The sequence below is a fragment of the Escherichia sp. E14V7 genome (assembly GCF_004212225.1).
Classification (GTDB): Bacteria; Pseudomonadota; Gammaproteobacteria; order Enterobacterales; family Enterobacteriaceae; genus Escherichia.
The window spans coordinates 208,452-224,247 of sequence record NZ_RHJJ01000010.1; the positions used below are offsets into that span (position 1 = coordinate 208,452).

17 protein-coding genes are annotated in these 15,796 nt (G+C 47.9%); 12 read left to right on the forward strand and 5 right to left on the reverse strand.

The genetic code is table 11. The annotated features are described in order from the left end of the window. The first annotated feature begins 217 nt into the window (after positions 1-217). From ghrA to D9741_RS12140, 4 genes are all read left to right on the forward strand, one after another. Entirely contained in the window at positions 218-1,156 is a 939-nt protein-coding gene (gene ghrA, locus D9741_RS12125) for a glyoxylate/hydroxypyruvate reductase GhrA (protein WP_130215849.1), read from the forward strand. A gap of 54 nt (positions 1,157-1,210) precedes the next feature. Continuing rightward, complete coding sequence (gene ycdX / locus D9741_RS12130) at positions 1,211-1,948, forward strand: zinc-binding phosphatase (RefSeq protein WP_130205456.1); 738 nt, start codon at positions 1,211-1,213, stop codon at positions 1,946-1,948. Between the two features lie 22 nt (positions 1,949-1,970). After that, complete coding sequence (gene ycdY, locus D9741_RS12135) at positions 1,971-2,525, forward strand: molecular chaperone YcdY (protein WP_130205458.1); 555 nt, start codon at positions 1,971-1,973, stop codon at positions 2,523-2,525. 101 nt (positions 2,526-2,626) lie between these two features. Continuing rightward, positions 2,627-3,118, forward strand: a complete 492-nt coding sequence (locus tag D9741_RS12140; RefSeq protein WP_130205460.1) for a DUF1097 domain-containing protein — start codon at positions 2,627-2,629, stop codon at positions 3,116-3,118. A 61-nt stretch (positions 3,119-3,179) separates the two neighbouring features. On the opposite strand, the gene csgG is transcribed toward D9741_RS12140, so the two are convergent. From csgG to csgD, 4 genes are read right to left on the reverse strand one after another with little or no spacing between them, the layout of a single operon-like run. Next, positions 3,180-4,013 carry a curli production assembly/transport protein CsgG gene (csgG, locus tag D9741_RS12145; protein WP_130205462.1) on the reverse strand — a complete coding sequence of 278 codons (834 nt, stop codon included), beginning with the start codon at positions 4,011-4,013 and terminating at the stop codon, positions 3,180-3,182. 25 nt (positions 4,014-4,038) lie between these two features. Continuing rightward, positions 4,039-4,455, reverse strand: a complete 417-nt coding sequence (csgF, locus tag D9741_RS12150) for a curli production assembly/transport protein CsgF (protein WP_064528489.1) — start codon at positions 4,453-4,455, stop codon at positions 4,039-4,041. Between the two features lie 22 nt (positions 4,456-4,477). Then, the gene (gene csgE, locus D9741_RS12155; protein ID WP_130205465.1) at positions 4,478-4,867 is read right to left on the reverse strand and encodes a curli production assembly/transport protein CsgE; all 390 of its coding nucleotides are present in this window, start codon (positions 4,865-4,867) and stop codon (positions 4,478-4,480) included. A gap of 4 nt (positions 4,868-4,871) precedes the next feature. After that, positions 4,872-5,522: a biofilm master transcriptional regulator CsgD gene (gene csgD, locus D9741_RS12160; protein ID WP_064528493.1), complete on the reverse strand. Its 651-nt coding sequence runs from the start codon at positions 5,520-5,522 to the stop codon at positions 4,872-4,874. A 757-nt stretch (positions 5,523-6,279) separates the two neighbouring features. On the opposite strand from csgD, the gene csgB reads away from it, so the two are divergent. From csgB to clsC, 6 genes are all read left to right on the forward strand, one after another. After that, a complete protein-coding gene (csgB, locus tag D9741_RS12165; RefSeq protein WP_130215852.1) occupies positions 6,280-6,735 on the forward strand; it encodes a curli minor subunit CsgB in 456 nt (151 codons plus the stop codon). 40 nt (positions 6,736-6,775) lie between these two features. Then, positions 6,776-7,234, forward strand: a complete 459-nt coding sequence (gene csgA, locus D9741_RS12170; protein ID WP_000771421.1) for a curli major subunit CsgA — start codon at positions 6,776-6,778, stop codon at positions 7,232-7,234. 58 nt (positions 7,235-7,292) lie between these two features. Then, the gene (gene csgC / locus D9741_RS12175; RefSeq protein WP_000992819.1) at positions 7,293-7,625 is read left to right on the forward strand and encodes a curli assembly chaperone CsgC; all 333 of its coding nucleotides are present in this window, start codon (positions 7,293-7,295) and stop codon (positions 7,623-7,625) included. 117 nt (positions 7,626-7,742) lie between these two features. Then, a complete protein-coding gene (locus tag D9741_RS12180) occupies positions 7,743-8,054 on the forward strand; it encodes a type 1 fimbrial protein (protein WP_130205471.1) in 312 nt (103 codons plus the stop codon). Positions 8,055-8,148: 94 nt separating this feature from the next. Next, on the forward strand, positions 8,149-8,682 hold the full coding sequence (gene ymdB / locus D9741_RS12185; protein ID WP_064528503.1) for an O-acetyl-ADP-ribose deacetylase: 534 nt from the start codon (positions 8,149-8,151) through the stop codon (positions 8,680-8,682). Further along, entirely contained in the window at positions 8,624-10,105 is a 1,482-nt protein-coding gene (gene clsC / locus D9741_RS12190; RefSeq protein WP_130215854.1) for a cardiolipin synthase ClsC, read from the forward strand. Before ymdB ends, clsC begins: the two co-directional genes overlap by 59 nt. Positions 10,106-10,112: 7 nt before the next feature. Here the strand turns inward: clsC and mdoC are convergent, their stop codons facing one another. Then, positions 10,113-11,270, reverse strand: a complete 1,158-nt coding sequence (mdoC, locus tag D9741_RS12195; protein ID WP_130215856.1) for a glucans biosynthesis protein MdoC — start codon at positions 11,268-11,270, stop codon at positions 10,113-10,115. 393 nt (positions 11,271-11,663) lie between these two features. Between mdoC and mdoG the strand changes: the two genes are divergently transcribed. Continuing rightward, positions 11,664-13,199 (forward strand): glucans biosynthesis protein MdoG, encoded by a 1,536-nt coding sequence (gene mdoG, locus D9741_RS12200; RefSeq protein ID WP_130216141.1) that lies wholly within the window; start codon positions 11,664-11,666, stop codon positions 13,197-13,199. Continuing rightward, on the forward strand, positions 13,192-15,735 hold the full coding sequence (mdoH, locus tag D9741_RS12205) for a glucans biosynthesis glucosyltransferase MdoH (RefSeq protein WP_130215858.1): 2,544 nt from the start codon (positions 13,192-13,194) through the stop codon (positions 15,733-15,735). Before mdoG ends, mdoH begins: the two co-directional genes overlap by 8 nt. Positions 15,736-15,796 lie beyond the last annotated feature (61 nt).

Consider the following 15,796-nt stretch of genomic DNA (forward strand, 5'->3'; position numbering starts at 1 on the left):
TTGCTGGAACGGGCGCTAATTTAGGGAAATAGTCGCCTCGGGTCAACAAACTTTTAAAAAAAAAAAGTGCGTTTATTCAAACTTCAATCAATTTGCGGCTTAAATAAGCAAGTTTCGCTTTTTTTGCCACCGACAGCAGATTTGCTATTCTGATGTTCCTTGCAGATCATAACAATAAGCGCGAATAAATTCCGCTCAACTCTTTTCGGGAGCCAATATGGATATCATCTTTTATCACCCAACCTTTGACTCAAAATGGTGGATTGAGGCGCTGAGTAAAGCGATACCTCATGCCAGGGTCAGAGCCTGGAAAAACGGAGATAACCAGGGCGCGGATTATGCGTTAGTCTGGCATCCTCCAGTTGAAATGCTGGCAGGACGCGATCTTAAAGCTGTGTTTGCACTAGGCGCCGGTGTGGATTCTATATTGAGTAAACTACAGGCACACCCTGAAATGCTTAAACCCTCCATTCCGCTTTTCCGCCTGGAAGATACCGGTATGGGCGAGCAAATGCAGGAATATGCTGTCAGCCAGGTGCTACATTGGTTCCGACGTTTTGACGATTATCGAATCCAGCAAAATGCTTCACACTGGCAACCGCTGCCTGAATATCATCGGGAAGATTTTACAATTGGCATCCTGGGCGCTGGCGTGTTGGGCAGTAAAGTCGCACAGAGTCTACAAACATGGCGCTTTCCGCTGCGTTGCTGGAGTCGCAGTCGTAAATCCTGGCCAGATGTACAAAGCTTTGCTGGAGGCGAAGAGCTGAAGGCATTTCTGAGTCAATGCCGGGTACTGATTAATCTGTTACCGAATACGCCCGAAACGATCGGCATTATTAATCAACAATTATTCAATCAATTACCGGATGGCGCGTATCTTCTTAATCTGGCGCGTGGCGTCCATGTGGTGGAAGATGACCTGCTCGCGGCGCTGGAAAGTGGCAAGATTAAAGGAGCCATGCTGGATGTTTTTAATCGTGAACCTTTACCGCCGGAAAGCCCGCTCTGGCAACATCCACGCGTCACGATAACGCCACATGTGGCAGCTATTACTCGCCCCGTCGAAGCAGTGGAGTATATTTCGCGCACCATTTCCCAGCTAGAAAGAGGTGAGGCCGTCAGCGGGCAAGTCGACCGAGTTCGAGGCTACTAATAAAGCGCCAGGATTCCTGCTATCCTTGGCAAGAATTGAATACAGGAGAGAGTTATGTATCCCGTCGACCTACATATGCATACCGTTGCCAGCACGCATGCATACAGCACATTAAGTGACTACATTGCCCAGGCTAAACAGAAGGGAATCAAGCTTTTTGCAATTACCGATCACGGCCCGGATATGGAAGATGCGCCGCATCACTGGCATTTCATTAATATGCGTATTTGGCCACGAGTGGTTGATGGGGTAGGGATCCTGCGCGGCATTGAAGCCAACATTAAAAATGTTGACGGTGAAATTGACTGTAGCGGCAAAATGTTTGAGTCGCTGGATTTAATCATTGCTGGTTTTCATGAACCGGTTTTTGCACCACATGATGAAGCGACCAATACGCAAGCGATGATCGCGACTATCGCCAGCGGCAATGTGCACATAATAAGCCATCCGGGCAATCCGAAATATTCCATTGATTTCAAAGCAGTTGCGGAAGCAGCCGCGAAACACCAGGTCGCGCTGGAAATCAATAATTCGTCCTTCCTACACTCGCGCAAAGGCAGTGAAGATAACTGCCGTGCAGTTGCCGCTGCGGTGCGCGATGCTGGCGGTTGGGTGGCATTAGGCTCGGATTCTCATACCGCGTTTACTATGGGTGATTTTGAAGAGTGTCGTAAAATTCTTGACGCGGTTGATTTTCCAGAAGAACGCATTTTGAATGTTTCACCGCGCCGTTTACTCAACTTCCTGGAATCCCGCGGTATGGCGCCGATTGCGGAATTTGCTGAACTTTAATTGCTTTTATGGAAATAAATAAATGAACGAGTTTTCTATCCTGTGTCGTGTACTGGGGTCACTTTATTACCGCCAACCGCAGGACCCTTTACTGGTTCCGCTGTTTACCCTGATTCGTGAGGGAAAATTGGCAGCGAGCTGGCCTCTGGAGCAGGATGAGTTGCTGGCACGCTTGCAGAAAAGTTGTGATATGGCGCAAGTATCTGCCGATTACAATGCGCTGTTTATCGGCGATGAATGTGCAGTACCGCCTTACCGCAGTGCCTGGGTTGAGGGCGCGACGGAAGCGGAAGTGCGTGCTTTTCTTTCAGAACGCGGGATGCCGTTAGCTGATACGCCAGCCGATCACATCGGCACGTTACTGCTTGCGGCTTCCTGGCTGGAAGATCAGTCAACGGAAGATGAAAGCGAAGCACTGGAAACGTTGTTCAGCGAGTATCTGTTGCCGTGGTGTGGCGCATTTCTCGGTAAAATTGAGGCCCATGCAACCACGCCGTTCTGGCGCACTATGGCACCACTGACCCGCGATGCTATCGGCGCAATGTGGGATGAACTTGAGGAAGAAAAAGAAGAATAAGTGTGATCGTGATCACTAGTGAATGCAACATCAAACGCTACGTTGCATAAAATGTGTGCTCGATCTCATTCATGGCCGCGTTTTCTGCTATCATTCGCGGCATGAACATACTTCTCTCTATTGCAATCACAACGGGCATTCTCTCCGGTATCTGGGGATGGGTGGCCGTTTCCCTTGGTTTACTCAGCTGGGCTGGTTTCCTTGGCTGCACGGCCTACTTTGCCTGTCCGCAAGGCGGCCTGAAAGGGTTGGCGATCTCCGCTGCAACGCTGCTTAGCGGTGTGGTGTGGGCAATGGTCATTATTTACGGTAGTGCGCTGGCACCCCATCTGGAAATAGTTGGCTATGTCATGACTGGCATTGTCGCTTTCCTGATGTGTATTCAGGCCAAACAGCTATTGCTGTCATTTGTTCCGGGTACATTTATCGGTGCGTGTGCGACGTTTGCCGCGCAGGGAAACTGGAAACTGGTATTGCCATCTCTGGCGCTTGGGCTGGTGTTTGGTTACGCGATGAAAAACAGTGGGCTTTGGTTGGCGGCGCGCAGTGCTAAGACCGCTAACCATGAGCAACAAGTAAAAAATAAAGCGTGAGAGAATCACGCTTTACATTGAATATGTAAAAGCCGGATTAATACTCCGGCATTTTTATGGATCAGGATTCCGGCGGTACTGACAGATGGCGGTATTTCACCAGAATGTCATTCTGCAGATCTGCTTTATTCTGCAAATCCCACAGACCGCGGTCGATACCATCATTAATCAGGAAGATAACACCGGTTTCAATCGCCGACATCAGGCATAGCATAACGGGTTCGTTCGAGGTATATCCTACTTCCCCTTCCAGTAACCGCTGGTAGTCGATAAAGCGGAAGACGCCGGCCTGGACTTCATAGGAAAGAATGGTCTTACTGGTGTTCACTGATGACAGGATTTCACCGGTGCTGACATTAACGACACGCAAGTTCACCGCGATTTGGTCAAGTTGGTACTGCGTATCGGCGCCAATACCGAAGTATCTCGCCCCGGCACCGCCCGATTTCACATTACTTTCATAACCAATAATCGACCCTTCAACCATGATATTGGCTGCCGTCAGCGACTGTAGCGGGATCCGGTTATTGAGCGCAACAGTGCCGTTTTCTTGTGCCGCACGAATAATCTTACGTTCGTTCAGTAAGTTTTGTAGGCCCTGACGCTCCAGTGGTACAAACCAACGCGAATCTTTCAATGCGGTGACCAACATGGCGGTCGCGCTTTGCGGAACTGCGGTGGAGAAGTTACTCGCCGGATAGGGTTTAAATTGTCCAGTTTCATCCTGGATGTTGTATACCGAGACAAAGATTTTGCCCGTTGGCGAAGGCAAATGGGTTAAATCTTTGTAGCTTTGAGCTCGAGGCATTAATGTCGGCTTGGCGGCTTCTTTTGGTGGTGCTGTTAAGCATCCACTCAGCAACATGACTGCAACCAAAACAAATAAGCGCTGCATATTATTTTCCTTACAAAGCTGGGGCTTAAAAATCGGTTGAGTTATTTTGTAATCCCGAAACCTGAATCGTGGACGTTTGACCCGTTTTACGATCGGTTACGTTCAGTTGCAGCTGACCATCCCGGTTGGCAATATCGACGATATATTCGTTAGTCACCATTCGTCCTGGCTGACCCGTATTAATATTTGTCAGCAGCCCACCTAATATTTGTGACTGAATGGCCTGGGTGAAGTTATCTAACGCCGAGGGCGTTTCAATACCAAAGTCATCATCATAGCTTGGATCTTTATACGAGTTCTGTGCCTGGGCGCTGTTTAGTAAAAAAGCGCCATTATTGGGGTTGCCACCAAAATTAGGATTGCGGAACTGGAAGGTCATATTCCCGGCCCAACTTATTGGCGAAATTAGCATGAGTAGAATTACTGCATGTTTGACACGCATTGCAGCCTCCGGACAATTTAATTTAAAATTCATCAGGCGCTAAATCGCCCGTACTCAGTAAAGCCTGACTAATCTGTCGACGGTTCAGTGCTTCTTCAGTTTGTGCCAGTGCAAAGACAACAGTTTTCTCGAAGTCTCTTTTCAATGGGAATAAAAAAGTCTGGAAAATAACGTCCTGATTTACCGTTATGGTGATCCAGCTTCCCCATCGTGCACTGGGCCTTTCATTAATCGTCAAGTTCCCGGTATAGCTACTTTCCCATTTATCACTAAAGGCACGATAAAAATCATGTCCAATGGATGAAACAGTATGGTCAGTTAACAATCCCGGTACTTCTACCTCTACGGCGTGAACATTCCCCGCAGCGAAGAAAATATTCGCTGCTACAATCCAGCATAAATAACGTTTCATGGCTTTATCGCCTGAGGTTATCGTTTGCCCATGAGACTGCTTGAGTCCGGTTTTTGACTGCTATCTTCTTGAAAAGATTATAAAGATGCGTTTTAACCGTATTTTCGCTGATGAACAGCGAACGAGCAATCTCGTTATTGGAGGCGCCGATACGCAGTTTATTAAGGATCTCTTTTTCCCTATGAGTTAGGAGGGCAGATTCCGTGCTGTTATAACGATAGTTACCTGAATGTGTAATCAGATAGCTGGCAAGTTTTTGCGTAAAGTAGCATTCCCCGCGTAAGACGCCTTGCAACCCATTGATGACGCGTTCTTGATCCTCCAGGGCGTAAAAAACACCGTTGATATGAGGCCAGTTTTCAATGTCGCGGTACGGGTAATCGTCTGGAGTATTTAACAACAGTGTTTTGATGTTGTTGTGTTTTCTGCTTAATGTATCCTGCCAGTAATGGATGAGTTTTTTATCTGCTTCCATCATATCCAACAGAATAATGCAGCCAGAAGATATATCGTCCAGAGAACGTTGAATGTTATGTAGTTTTCCTGTGATTGCCAGCGATTGTTTTAAATGCTGCAATAACGCAGTCGCTTGCAAGGAAGGTTTAGTGATTAACAGTAATGTATGACCATGAATACTATGGACTTCATTAAACATGATGAAACCCCGCTCTTTTTATTAATCGCACACCTGACAGCTGCCTTTATTCAATAAAGGCACCAGAAGTACTGACAGATGTTGCACTGCTGTGTGTAGTAATAAATCAACCCTAAATGGGTAAAAAATAAAACTAATGGATTACATCTGATTTCAATCTAGCCATTACAAATCTTAAATCAAGTGTTAAACATGTAACAAAATGTAATTTGGTAATTAAATTTGTTAACATTAAGGGATTGTTAAGTTTGCTAATGATAGAAAAGTTGTACATATGGCTTTTATTGCACAATTTTGAAAAGTCATACAAATACGCGTAACTACATGATTGTTTTTATAAAATTTATTTATCTCTGGTCCTTTTGTTGCGCTAAAATTGTCTGCATTTTCAGATTCTCTTCATGGACAATTTTTGGCTGCAAAAAAACGATGTTTGTGACGGCTTGTCAGGTAAACATATCGACAGAATCTTCGTGAATCATGAGGAGAGATAGTTTGTCGAATTTTCGCGGCCAAAAAACGACGGTTTAAAAGTAAACAAAATAATTTTTGCGTAAATAACAGCGTATTTACGCGAGTTTTAATACTTTGGCATGAGTAAAAAAAGAAAAATACAACGCGCGGGTGAGTTATTAAAAATATTTCCGCAGACATACTTTCCATCGTAACGCAGCGTTAACAAAAAACGGTTTGCGTTAACAACCAAGTTGAAATGATTTAAATTTCTTAAATGTACGACCAGGTCCAGGGTGACAACATGAAAAACAGATTGTTATTTATGATGTTAACAGTACTGGGTGCGCCTGGGATTGCAGCCGCGGCAGGTTATGATTTAGCTAATTCAGAGTATAACTTTGCGGTAAATGAATTGAGTAAGTCTTCATTTAATCAGGCAGCCATAATTGGTCAAGCTGGTGCTAATAATAGTGCACAGTTACGGCAGGGAGGCTCTAAACTTTTGTCGGTTGTTTCGCAAGATGGTAATAACAACCGGGCAAAGATTGACCAGACAGGAGATTATAACCTTGCGTATATTGATCAGGCGGGCAATGCCAACGATGCCAGTATTTCGCAGGGCGCATATGGTAATACTGCAATGATTATCCAGAAAGGTTCTGGTAATAAAGCAAATATTACGCAGCATGGTACTCAAAAAACGGCAATTGTAGTGCAGAGACAGTCGCAAATGGCTATTCGCGTAACACAGCGTTAATTTCCATTCGACTTTTAAATCAATCCGATGGGGGTTTTACATGAAACTTTTAAAAGTAGCAGCAATTGCAGCAATCGTATTCTCCGGTAGCGCTCTGGCAGGTTCTATTCCTCAGTACGGCGGTGGCGGCGGCAACCACGGTGGTGGCGGTAATAACAGCGGCCCGAATTCAGAACTGAATATTTACCAATACGGTGGCGGTAACTCTGCTGTTGCATTGCAGGCTGATGCCCGCAACTCTGATCTGACAATTACCCAGCACGGCGGCGGTAACGGCGCAGATGTGGGACAAGGTTCTGATGACAGCTCAATTGAACTGACCCAACGTGGCTTTGGTAACAGCGCGACACTGGATCAGTGGAACGGTAAAAACTCTGAAATGACTGTTAAACAGTTCGGTGGCGGCAACGGTGCAGCAGTTGACCAGACTGCATCTAACTCCAGTGTCAACGTAACTCAGGTTGGCTTTGGTAACAACGCGACCGCTCATCAGTACTAATACAGAATTTGTATTACAGAAACAGGGCGCAAGCCCTGTTTTTTTTCGGGAGAATAGTATGAACGCGTTATTACTTCTCGCGGCGCTTTCCAGCCAGATAACCTTTAATACAACCCAACAAGGTGACATGTACACCATTATTCCTGAGGTTACTCTGACGCAATCATGCTTGTGCCGGGTGCAAATATTATCTCTGCGTGAAGGCAGTTCGGGACAAAGTCAGACGAAGCAAGAAAAGACCCTTTCATTACCCGCTAATCAACCCATTGCCTTGACGAAGTTGAGTTTAAATATTTCCCCGGACGATCGGGTGAAAATAGTTGTTACTGTTTCTGATGGACAGTCACTTCATTTATCACAACAATGGCCGCCCTCTTCAGGAAAGTCTTAATGTATTGATAGTTGAGCATAAAATGAGCCGGAAGAGAATGGTCTGATACGAATCGACCACCTGAAAGCATGGATAACACACCCTCAAGGATGATTAATCATTGAGGAAATAGAAGAGATGTTCAGACCGTTATTAAACTCCCTTATGCTTGGCAGCCTGGTTTTTCCTTTTTTTGCAACAGCGGAAAGCAATGCGCAAGGTGGCGTGATTCATTTTTATGGTCAAATTGTGGAACCGGCGTGTGACGTGAGCTCCCTACAAGCGCCAGTTGAAATGACCTGTATGCAAAATGGTCCTGTACAGAGCAAAACGTATTCCAGCAAAGAGCTAATGAGCGGCAAAGTTAAAAATGCGCAAATTGCCTCAGTAAAAGTGCAGTATCTTGATGAGCAGAAAAAGCTGGCTGTGATGAATATCGAATATAACTAAGTTTCTGAACCACTCACGTCGCCGACAAGAAAAATGCGATTTCTCTAAAAACCCTGCTGTACACTTAAGAAACAAGATGGTGTAAGGAGGCGTTATGAAATCGCGTATTCATGTTGTACAGGGCGATATTACCAAACTGGCCGTTGATGTGATTGTTAATGCGGCAAATCCATCGTTGATGGGGGGAGGCGGCGTCGATGGCGCTATACATCGCGCTGCCGGTCCGGCGCTGCTGGATGCTTGTTTAAAAGTCAGACAACAACAGGGCGACTGCCCTACGGGACACGCAGTAATTACCCTCGCAGGCGATCTCCCCGCCAAAGCTGTTGTACATACTGTTGGACCAGTGTGGCGCGGCGGAGAACAAAATGAAGATCAGCTATTACAGGATGCCTATCTCAATAGTCTGCGACTGGTGGCGGCGAACAGTTATACATCGGTAGCTTTCCCTGCCATTAGTACTGGTGTTTATGGATACCCACGCGCTGCAGCGGCCGAAATAGCAGTAAAAACCGTTTCGGAATTTATTACCCGTCACGCTTTACCCGAGCAGGTATACTTTGTCTGTTATGATGAAGAAAACGCCCATCTCTACGAAAGACTCCTTACCCAACAAGGAGATGAATGATTTGCCCCGGCTGGCGAGCGCGGTGTTGCCCTTGTGTTCGCAACATCCAGGACTGTGCGGCATTTTCCCCCTTGATAAAGGTCTGGACGCGTTTGCCGCACGTTATCGCCTGGCAGAAATGGCGGAACATACGCTGGATGTTCAGTATTACATCTGGCAGGACGATATGTCGGGGCGGTTACTGTTTTCCGCTCTGTTAGCCGCCGCGAAGCGTGGCGTTCGCGTTCGTTTGTTGCTTGATGACAACAATACACCCGGACTTGATGACATTTTACGCTTGCTCGATAGTCATCCGCGGATTGAAGTTCGACTTTTCAATCCTTTCTCATTTCGCTTATTGCGTCCGCTTGGCTATATCACCGATTTTTCCCGTCTCAATCGACGTATGCACAATAAGAGTTTTACCGTCGATGGCGTGGTGACTCTGGTGGGGGGGAGAAACATCGGCGATGCATATTTTGGAGCAGGAGAAGAACCGCTTTTTTCAGATTTAGATGTGATGGCAATGGGGCCGGTTGTTGAGGACGTCGCTGATGATTTCGCCCGCTACTGGTATTGCAAATCAGTTTCACCCTTGCAGCATGTTCTGGATGTGCCAGAAGGTGAAATGGCTGATCGTATTGAGCTACCCGCATCCTGGCATAATGACAGCATCACGCATCGCTATTTGCATAAACTGGAATCAAGCCCTTTTATGAATCAACTCGTTGAGGGGTCGTTACCGCTTATTTGGGCAAAAACGCGTTTATTAAGTGATGATCCTGCGAAAGGGGAGGGCAAAGCAAAACGCCATTCCCTTCTGCCGCAGCATCTGTTCGATATCATGGGGTCACCCGGCGAGCGGATTGATATTATCTCTTCCTATTTTGTGCCGACGCGTGCAGGTGTAGCGCAACTGTTACGAATGGTAAGAAAAGGGGTAAAGATAGCAATCTTAACCAACTCACTTGCCGCCAATGATGTCGCTGTGGTGCATGCTGGCTACGCACGCTGGCGCAAAAAATTGCTCCGTTATGGCGTGGAACTCTATGAGCTGAAGCCGACGCAGGAACAACCCGGTACACTGCACGACCGCGGAATAACCGGGAATTCCGGTGCCAGTCTGCATGCCAAGACCTTCAGTGTCGATGGCAAAACCGTATTTATTGGTTCATTCAATTTCGACCCGCGTTCTACATTACTCAACACTGAAATGGGCCTGGTAATAGAGAATAAAACGCTGGCGCAACTGATCGATAAACGCTTTATTCAGAGTCAGTATGATGCGGCCTGGCAGTTGCGTTTGGATCGGTGGGGGCGGATTAACTGGGTCGATCGCCACGGGAAGGAAGAAATTATTCTCAAAAAAGAACCCGCAACCAGTTTCTGGAAGCGGGTTTTGGTCAGACTGGCGTCAATATTACCCGTTGAATGGTTATTGTAAGCGTGGCTCAGCGGGCTGGTGCTTTATCATTCTCGCGCTTAATGGCCGGTTTTCCGGAGAACAAAAACTTCAACAACGGAATGCGTAAATGAATTTCATACAGAATTATCGCAATCCCTATCACAAATATCAGACCGCAGAGAAAACCAAGCCAATTTGAGGTGATATGCGGGGTGATGTATGCGCCGAAAAACAGCGTTAACGGGTGGTGAACCAGGTAGATAAACAGCGATGCGTTTACAAAATAGGTCACCCGCGCCGACTGAAAATTGAGCAAACGGTGACCAAAGGAGAAAACCACATTCACCATCCACAAGCCGAGTACCATCGTGATCACCGACTCGGTTTCATACATCCAGGCATCGCCGCTACCGTAACGTTGATTGAGCAAATATGCGACAAATGCCATTGCTGCAGCAAGTGTGCAACCACGAGAAGGTGTGGTAAACAAGGCTTTAAGATTAGGGAAAATAAAAGCTAATGCACCAAGGATAAAAAACGGCATATAAAACAGCGCCTGCATGAAAATAAAATTGAACATGCCATCGCTTAAAATAGGCGGATAAACGATAAAGAGCGTTCTTCTTATTGCCGCATAGCCGATGCCGAGGCATAAGAAGATCACCGATAGTTTAGCCATTGAGAATTTTTTATTTTTGTTTTCGGAATTATCTAAATTATCTTTGATGCGCTTAAATATCCATATGCAAAGTGTCGTCATGACCACCAATACCAGTAAAAACCACAGGTGCGAAATTAATTCCCAGGCCAGTGTATTATATTTGTCATATAATGACAGGCCAGGCCAGCTTTCTGCTTTGCCTTTGACATACTGCAGCATAATGAATTGCGGCAAGGTCAGCAGAGGAATGGCCGTTAACATCGGGATCCCCACACGTTCGACGCGAACTTTCCACCATTTTTTCAATGGGTAGCGCAAAAAAAGCATGTAGGAAAAATAACCAGAAATAACGAAAAATACCTGCATGCGGAACGAGTGGATGAAATCGTTAAAAAGTGTCAGCCACCAGGATGGTTCTGCGCTATTCACATGCCAGGTGTGGCTTGAATAGATTAAAGAAATATGAAAAGGGATCCCTAACAACATCAACCAGGCGCGGATGGAGTCGAGGAAATATTCACGCTGCGCGGGTACTGGATTCATATATGATTAACTAATCTCGGATTTTTCGTCTTATCCCTGCCGGGTAATGCCTTTAGGCTTTTGCCATAACAACATCGACCTGACCGCATCTGGCACAGGCTTCACGGGTGTTTTTGCGCGGCATAGTCACTACCACTAACCAAAATGGAAGCGTCTGTAAGACTGTTGATAAATAAATTTGCTGGCAAACCCTACACGAACTCGCTGCTTCTGTCTTTAGGAGAAGCACGGAAAGTGAAAACGGCCGCAATCAAGTGCTTAATCCATGAGCCAGCATGCTGAATAACACCGGGATTCTGTTGTCGTAATGGCTGGTTATCCATTAAAATAGATCGGATCGATATAAGCACACAAAGGGGGAAGTGCTTACTTATTATGAAACATAAACTACAAATGATGAAAATGCGTTGGTTGAGTGCTGCAGTAATGTTAACCCTGTATACCTCTTCAAGCTGGGCGTTCAGCATTGACGATGTTGCAAAGCAAGCTCAATCCTTAGCCGGAAAAGGCTATGAGACGCCTAAAAGCAACTTGCCCTCCGTTTTCCGCGACATGAAATACGCGGATTATCAGCAGATCCAGTTTAATCATGACAAAGCCTACTGGAACAATCTGAAGACCCCATTCAAGCTCGAGTTCTACCATCAGGGTATGTACTTCGACACGCCGGTCAAAATCAATGAAGTTACTGCAACGGCAGTAAAAAGAATCAAATACAGTCCGGATTATTTTACATTCGGCGATGTTCAGCATGACAAAGACACGGTAAAAGACCTTGGTTTTGCCGGTTTTAAAGTGCTTTACCCGATCAACAGCAAAGATAAAAACGATGAAATCGTCAGCATGCTCGGGGCCAGCTATTTCCGCGTGATTGGTGCAGGTCAGGTTTATGGCCTTTCTGCACGCGGCCTGGCAATTGATACCGCGTTGCCATCCGGTGAAGAATTTCCGCGCTTTAAAGAGTTTTGGATCGAGCGTCCAAAACCGACTGATAAACGTTTAACCATTTATGCATTGCTTGACTCACCGCGAGCGACAGGCGCTTACAAGTTTGTGGTTATGCCAGGGCGTGACACGGTTGTTGATGTGCAGTCTAAAATTTATCTGCGCGACAAAGTCGGCAAACTGGGTGTTGCGCCGCTAACCAGTATGTTCCTGTTCGGACCGAACCAGCCGTCTCCGGCGAATAACTATCGTCCGGAATTGCACGACTCAAACGGCTTGTCTATCCATGCCGGTAACGGCGAGTGGATCTGGCGTCCGCTGAATAACCCGAAACATCTGGCAGTTAGCAGCTTCTCTATGGAGAATCCGCAAGGGTTTGGTCTGTTACAGCGTGGCCGCAACTTCTCTCGTTTTGAAGATCTCGACGACCGTTACGATCTGCGTCCAAGCGCCTGGGTAACACCGAAAGGGGAGTGGGGTAAAGGTAGCGTTGAGTTGGTAGAAATCCCGACCAACGATGAAACTAACGATAACATCGTCGCTTACTGGACGCCGGACCAGCTGCCGGAACCGGGTAAAGAGATGAACTTTAAATACACCATCACCTTCAGCCGGGATGAAGACAAATTGCATGCGCCAGATAACGCCTGGGTACAGCAGACGCGTCGTTCAACGGGGGATGTGAAACAATCAAACCTGATTCGTCAACCTGACGGTACTATCGCCTTTGTGGTCGATTTTACTGGTGCAGAAATGAAAAAACTGCCAGCGGATACGCCAGTCACCGCACAAACCAGTATTGGCGATAATGGTGAGATTGCAGAGAGTACAGTGCGTTATAACCCGGTCACCAAAGGCTGGCGTCTGGTAATGCGCGTGAAAGTGAAAGATGCCAAGAAAACCACTGAAATGCGTGCTGCGCTGGTGAATGCCGATCAGACGTTGAGTGAAACCTGGAGCTACCAGTTACCTGCCAATGAATAAAACAACTGAGTACATTGACGCAATGCCCATCTCCGCCAGTGAGAAAGCGGCATTGCCGAAGACCGATATCCGCGCCGTTCATCAGGCGCTGGATGCCGAACACCGCACCTGGGCGCGGGAGGATGACTCCCCGCAAGGGTCGGTGAAGGCGCGTCTTGAACAAGCCTGGCCGGATTCGCTGGCTGATGGGCAGTTAATTAAAGACGACGAAGGACGCGATCAGCTGCAGGCCATGCCGAAAGCAAAACGTTCCTCTATGTTTCCCGACCCGTGGCGAACTAACCCGGTAGGGCGATTCTGGGATCGTCTGCGCGGGCGCGATGTGACACCGCGCTATCTGGCTCGGTTGACCAAAGAAGAACAGGAAAGCGAGCAAAAATGGCGTACCGTCGGGACAATCCGTCGTTATATCCTGCTTATCCTGACACTGGCGCAAACCGTTGTCGCCACCTGGTACATGAAGACGATTCTTCCGTACCAGGGGTGGGCGTTTATTAATCCGGTTGATATGGTCGATCAGGATCTGTGGGTTTCCTTTATGCAGCTCCTGCCTTATATGCTGCAAACCGGCATTCTGATCCTCTTTGCTGTTCTTTTCTGCTGGGTGTCTGCCGGTTTCTGGACCGCGTTGATGGGGTTCCTGCAACTGCTCATTGGTCGCGATAAATACAGTATTTCTGCGTCGACCGTTGGCGATGAGCCGCTAAACCCGGAGCATCGTACGGCATTGATCATGCCCATCTGTAATGAAGACGTGAATCGCGTCTTTGCAGGCTTGCGCGCAACGTGGGAATCGGTAAAAGCCACCGGCAATGCTAAACACTTTGATGTCTACATTCTGAGTGATAGTTACAACCCGGATATCTGCGTCGCAGAGCAAAAAGCCTGGATGGAGCTTATCGCTGAAGTCGGCGGAGAAGGGCAGATTTTCTATCGCCGCCGCCGCCGTCGTGTAAAGCGTAAAAGCGGTAATATCGATGACTTCTGCCGTCGCTGGGGCAGTCAGTACAGCTACATGGTAGTGCTGGATGCCGATTCAGTGATGACCGGTGATTGCTTGTGCGGCCTGGTGCGCCTGATGGAAGCCAACCCGAACGCCGGGATTATCCAGTCTTCGCCGAAAGCATCTGGTATGGATACGCTGTACGCGCGCTGCCAGCAGTTTGCGACCCGTGTTTATGGGCCATTGTTCACTGCCGGTCTGCACTTCTGGCAACTTGGCGAGTCGCACTACTGGGGGCATAACGCGATTATCCGCGTGAAACCCTTTATCGAACACTGCGCGCTGGCGCCGTTGCCGGGTGAAGGCTCTTTTGCTGGTTCAATCCTGTCGCACGACTTTGTAGAAGCGGCACTGATGCGCCGTGCAGGTTGGGGAGTATGGATTGCGTACGATCTCCCGGGCTCTTATGAAGAGTTGCCACCAAACTTGCTGGACGAGCTAAAGCGTGACCGTCGCTGGTGTCACGGCAACCTGATGAACTTCCGCCTGTTCCTGGTCAAAGGGATGCACCCGGTACACCGTGCGGTGTTCCTGACGGGGGTAATGTCTTATCTCTCTGCGCCGCTGTGGTTTATGTTCCTCGCGCTCTCGACCGCATTACAGGTAGTGCATGCGTTGACCGAACCGCAATACTTCCTGCAACCACGGCAGTTGTTTCCGGTGTGGCCGCAATGGCGTCCTGAACTGGCGATTGCACTGTTTGCCTCAACAATGGTGCTGCTGTTCCTGCCAAAATTGTTGAGTATTTTGCTCATCTGGTGCAAAGGGACTAAAGAGTATGGTGGCTTCTGGCGCGTCACCTTGTCGCTGCTGCTGGAAGTGCTGTTCTCCGTACTGCTGGCGCCGGTGCGCATGCTGTTTCATACGGTATTCGTGGTCAGTGCATTCCTCGGCTGGGAGGTGGTGTGGAATTCACCGCAACGTGATGATGACTCCACTTCCTGGGGAGAAGCGTTTAAACGTCACGGTTCGCAACTGTTACTGGGCCTGGTGTGGGCGGTTGGCATGGCATGGCTGGATCTGAGATTCCTGTTCTGGCTGGCGCCGATTGTCTTCTCACTGATCCTGTCACCGTTTGTTTCGGTGATCTCCAGTCGTGCGACCGTGGGGCTGCGTGCTAAACGCTGGAAACTGTTCCTGATCCCGGAAGAGTATTCACCGCCGCAGGTGCTGGTAGATACCGATCGTTTCCTTGAGATGAACCGTCAACGTTCTCTCGACGATGGCTTTATGCACGCGGTATTTAACCCGTCGTTTAACGCCCTGGCAACGGCAATGGCGACCGCGCGTCACCGCGCCAGTAAGGTGCTGGAAATCGCCCGTGACCGCCACGTTGAACAGGCGCTGAACGAGACGCCAGAGAAGCTGAACCGCGATCGTCGTCTGGTGCTTTTGAGCGATCCGGTAACGATGGCACGTTTGCATTTCCGCGTATGGAACTCTCCGGAGAAATATTCTTCATGGGTGAGTTACTATGAAGGGATAAAGCTGAATCCACAGGCATTGCGTAACCCGGATGCGGCTTCGAAATAAAAACGTAGTTGCCTGATGTGCTACGCTTATCAGGCCTACATCGTTCCTGCAATATATTGAG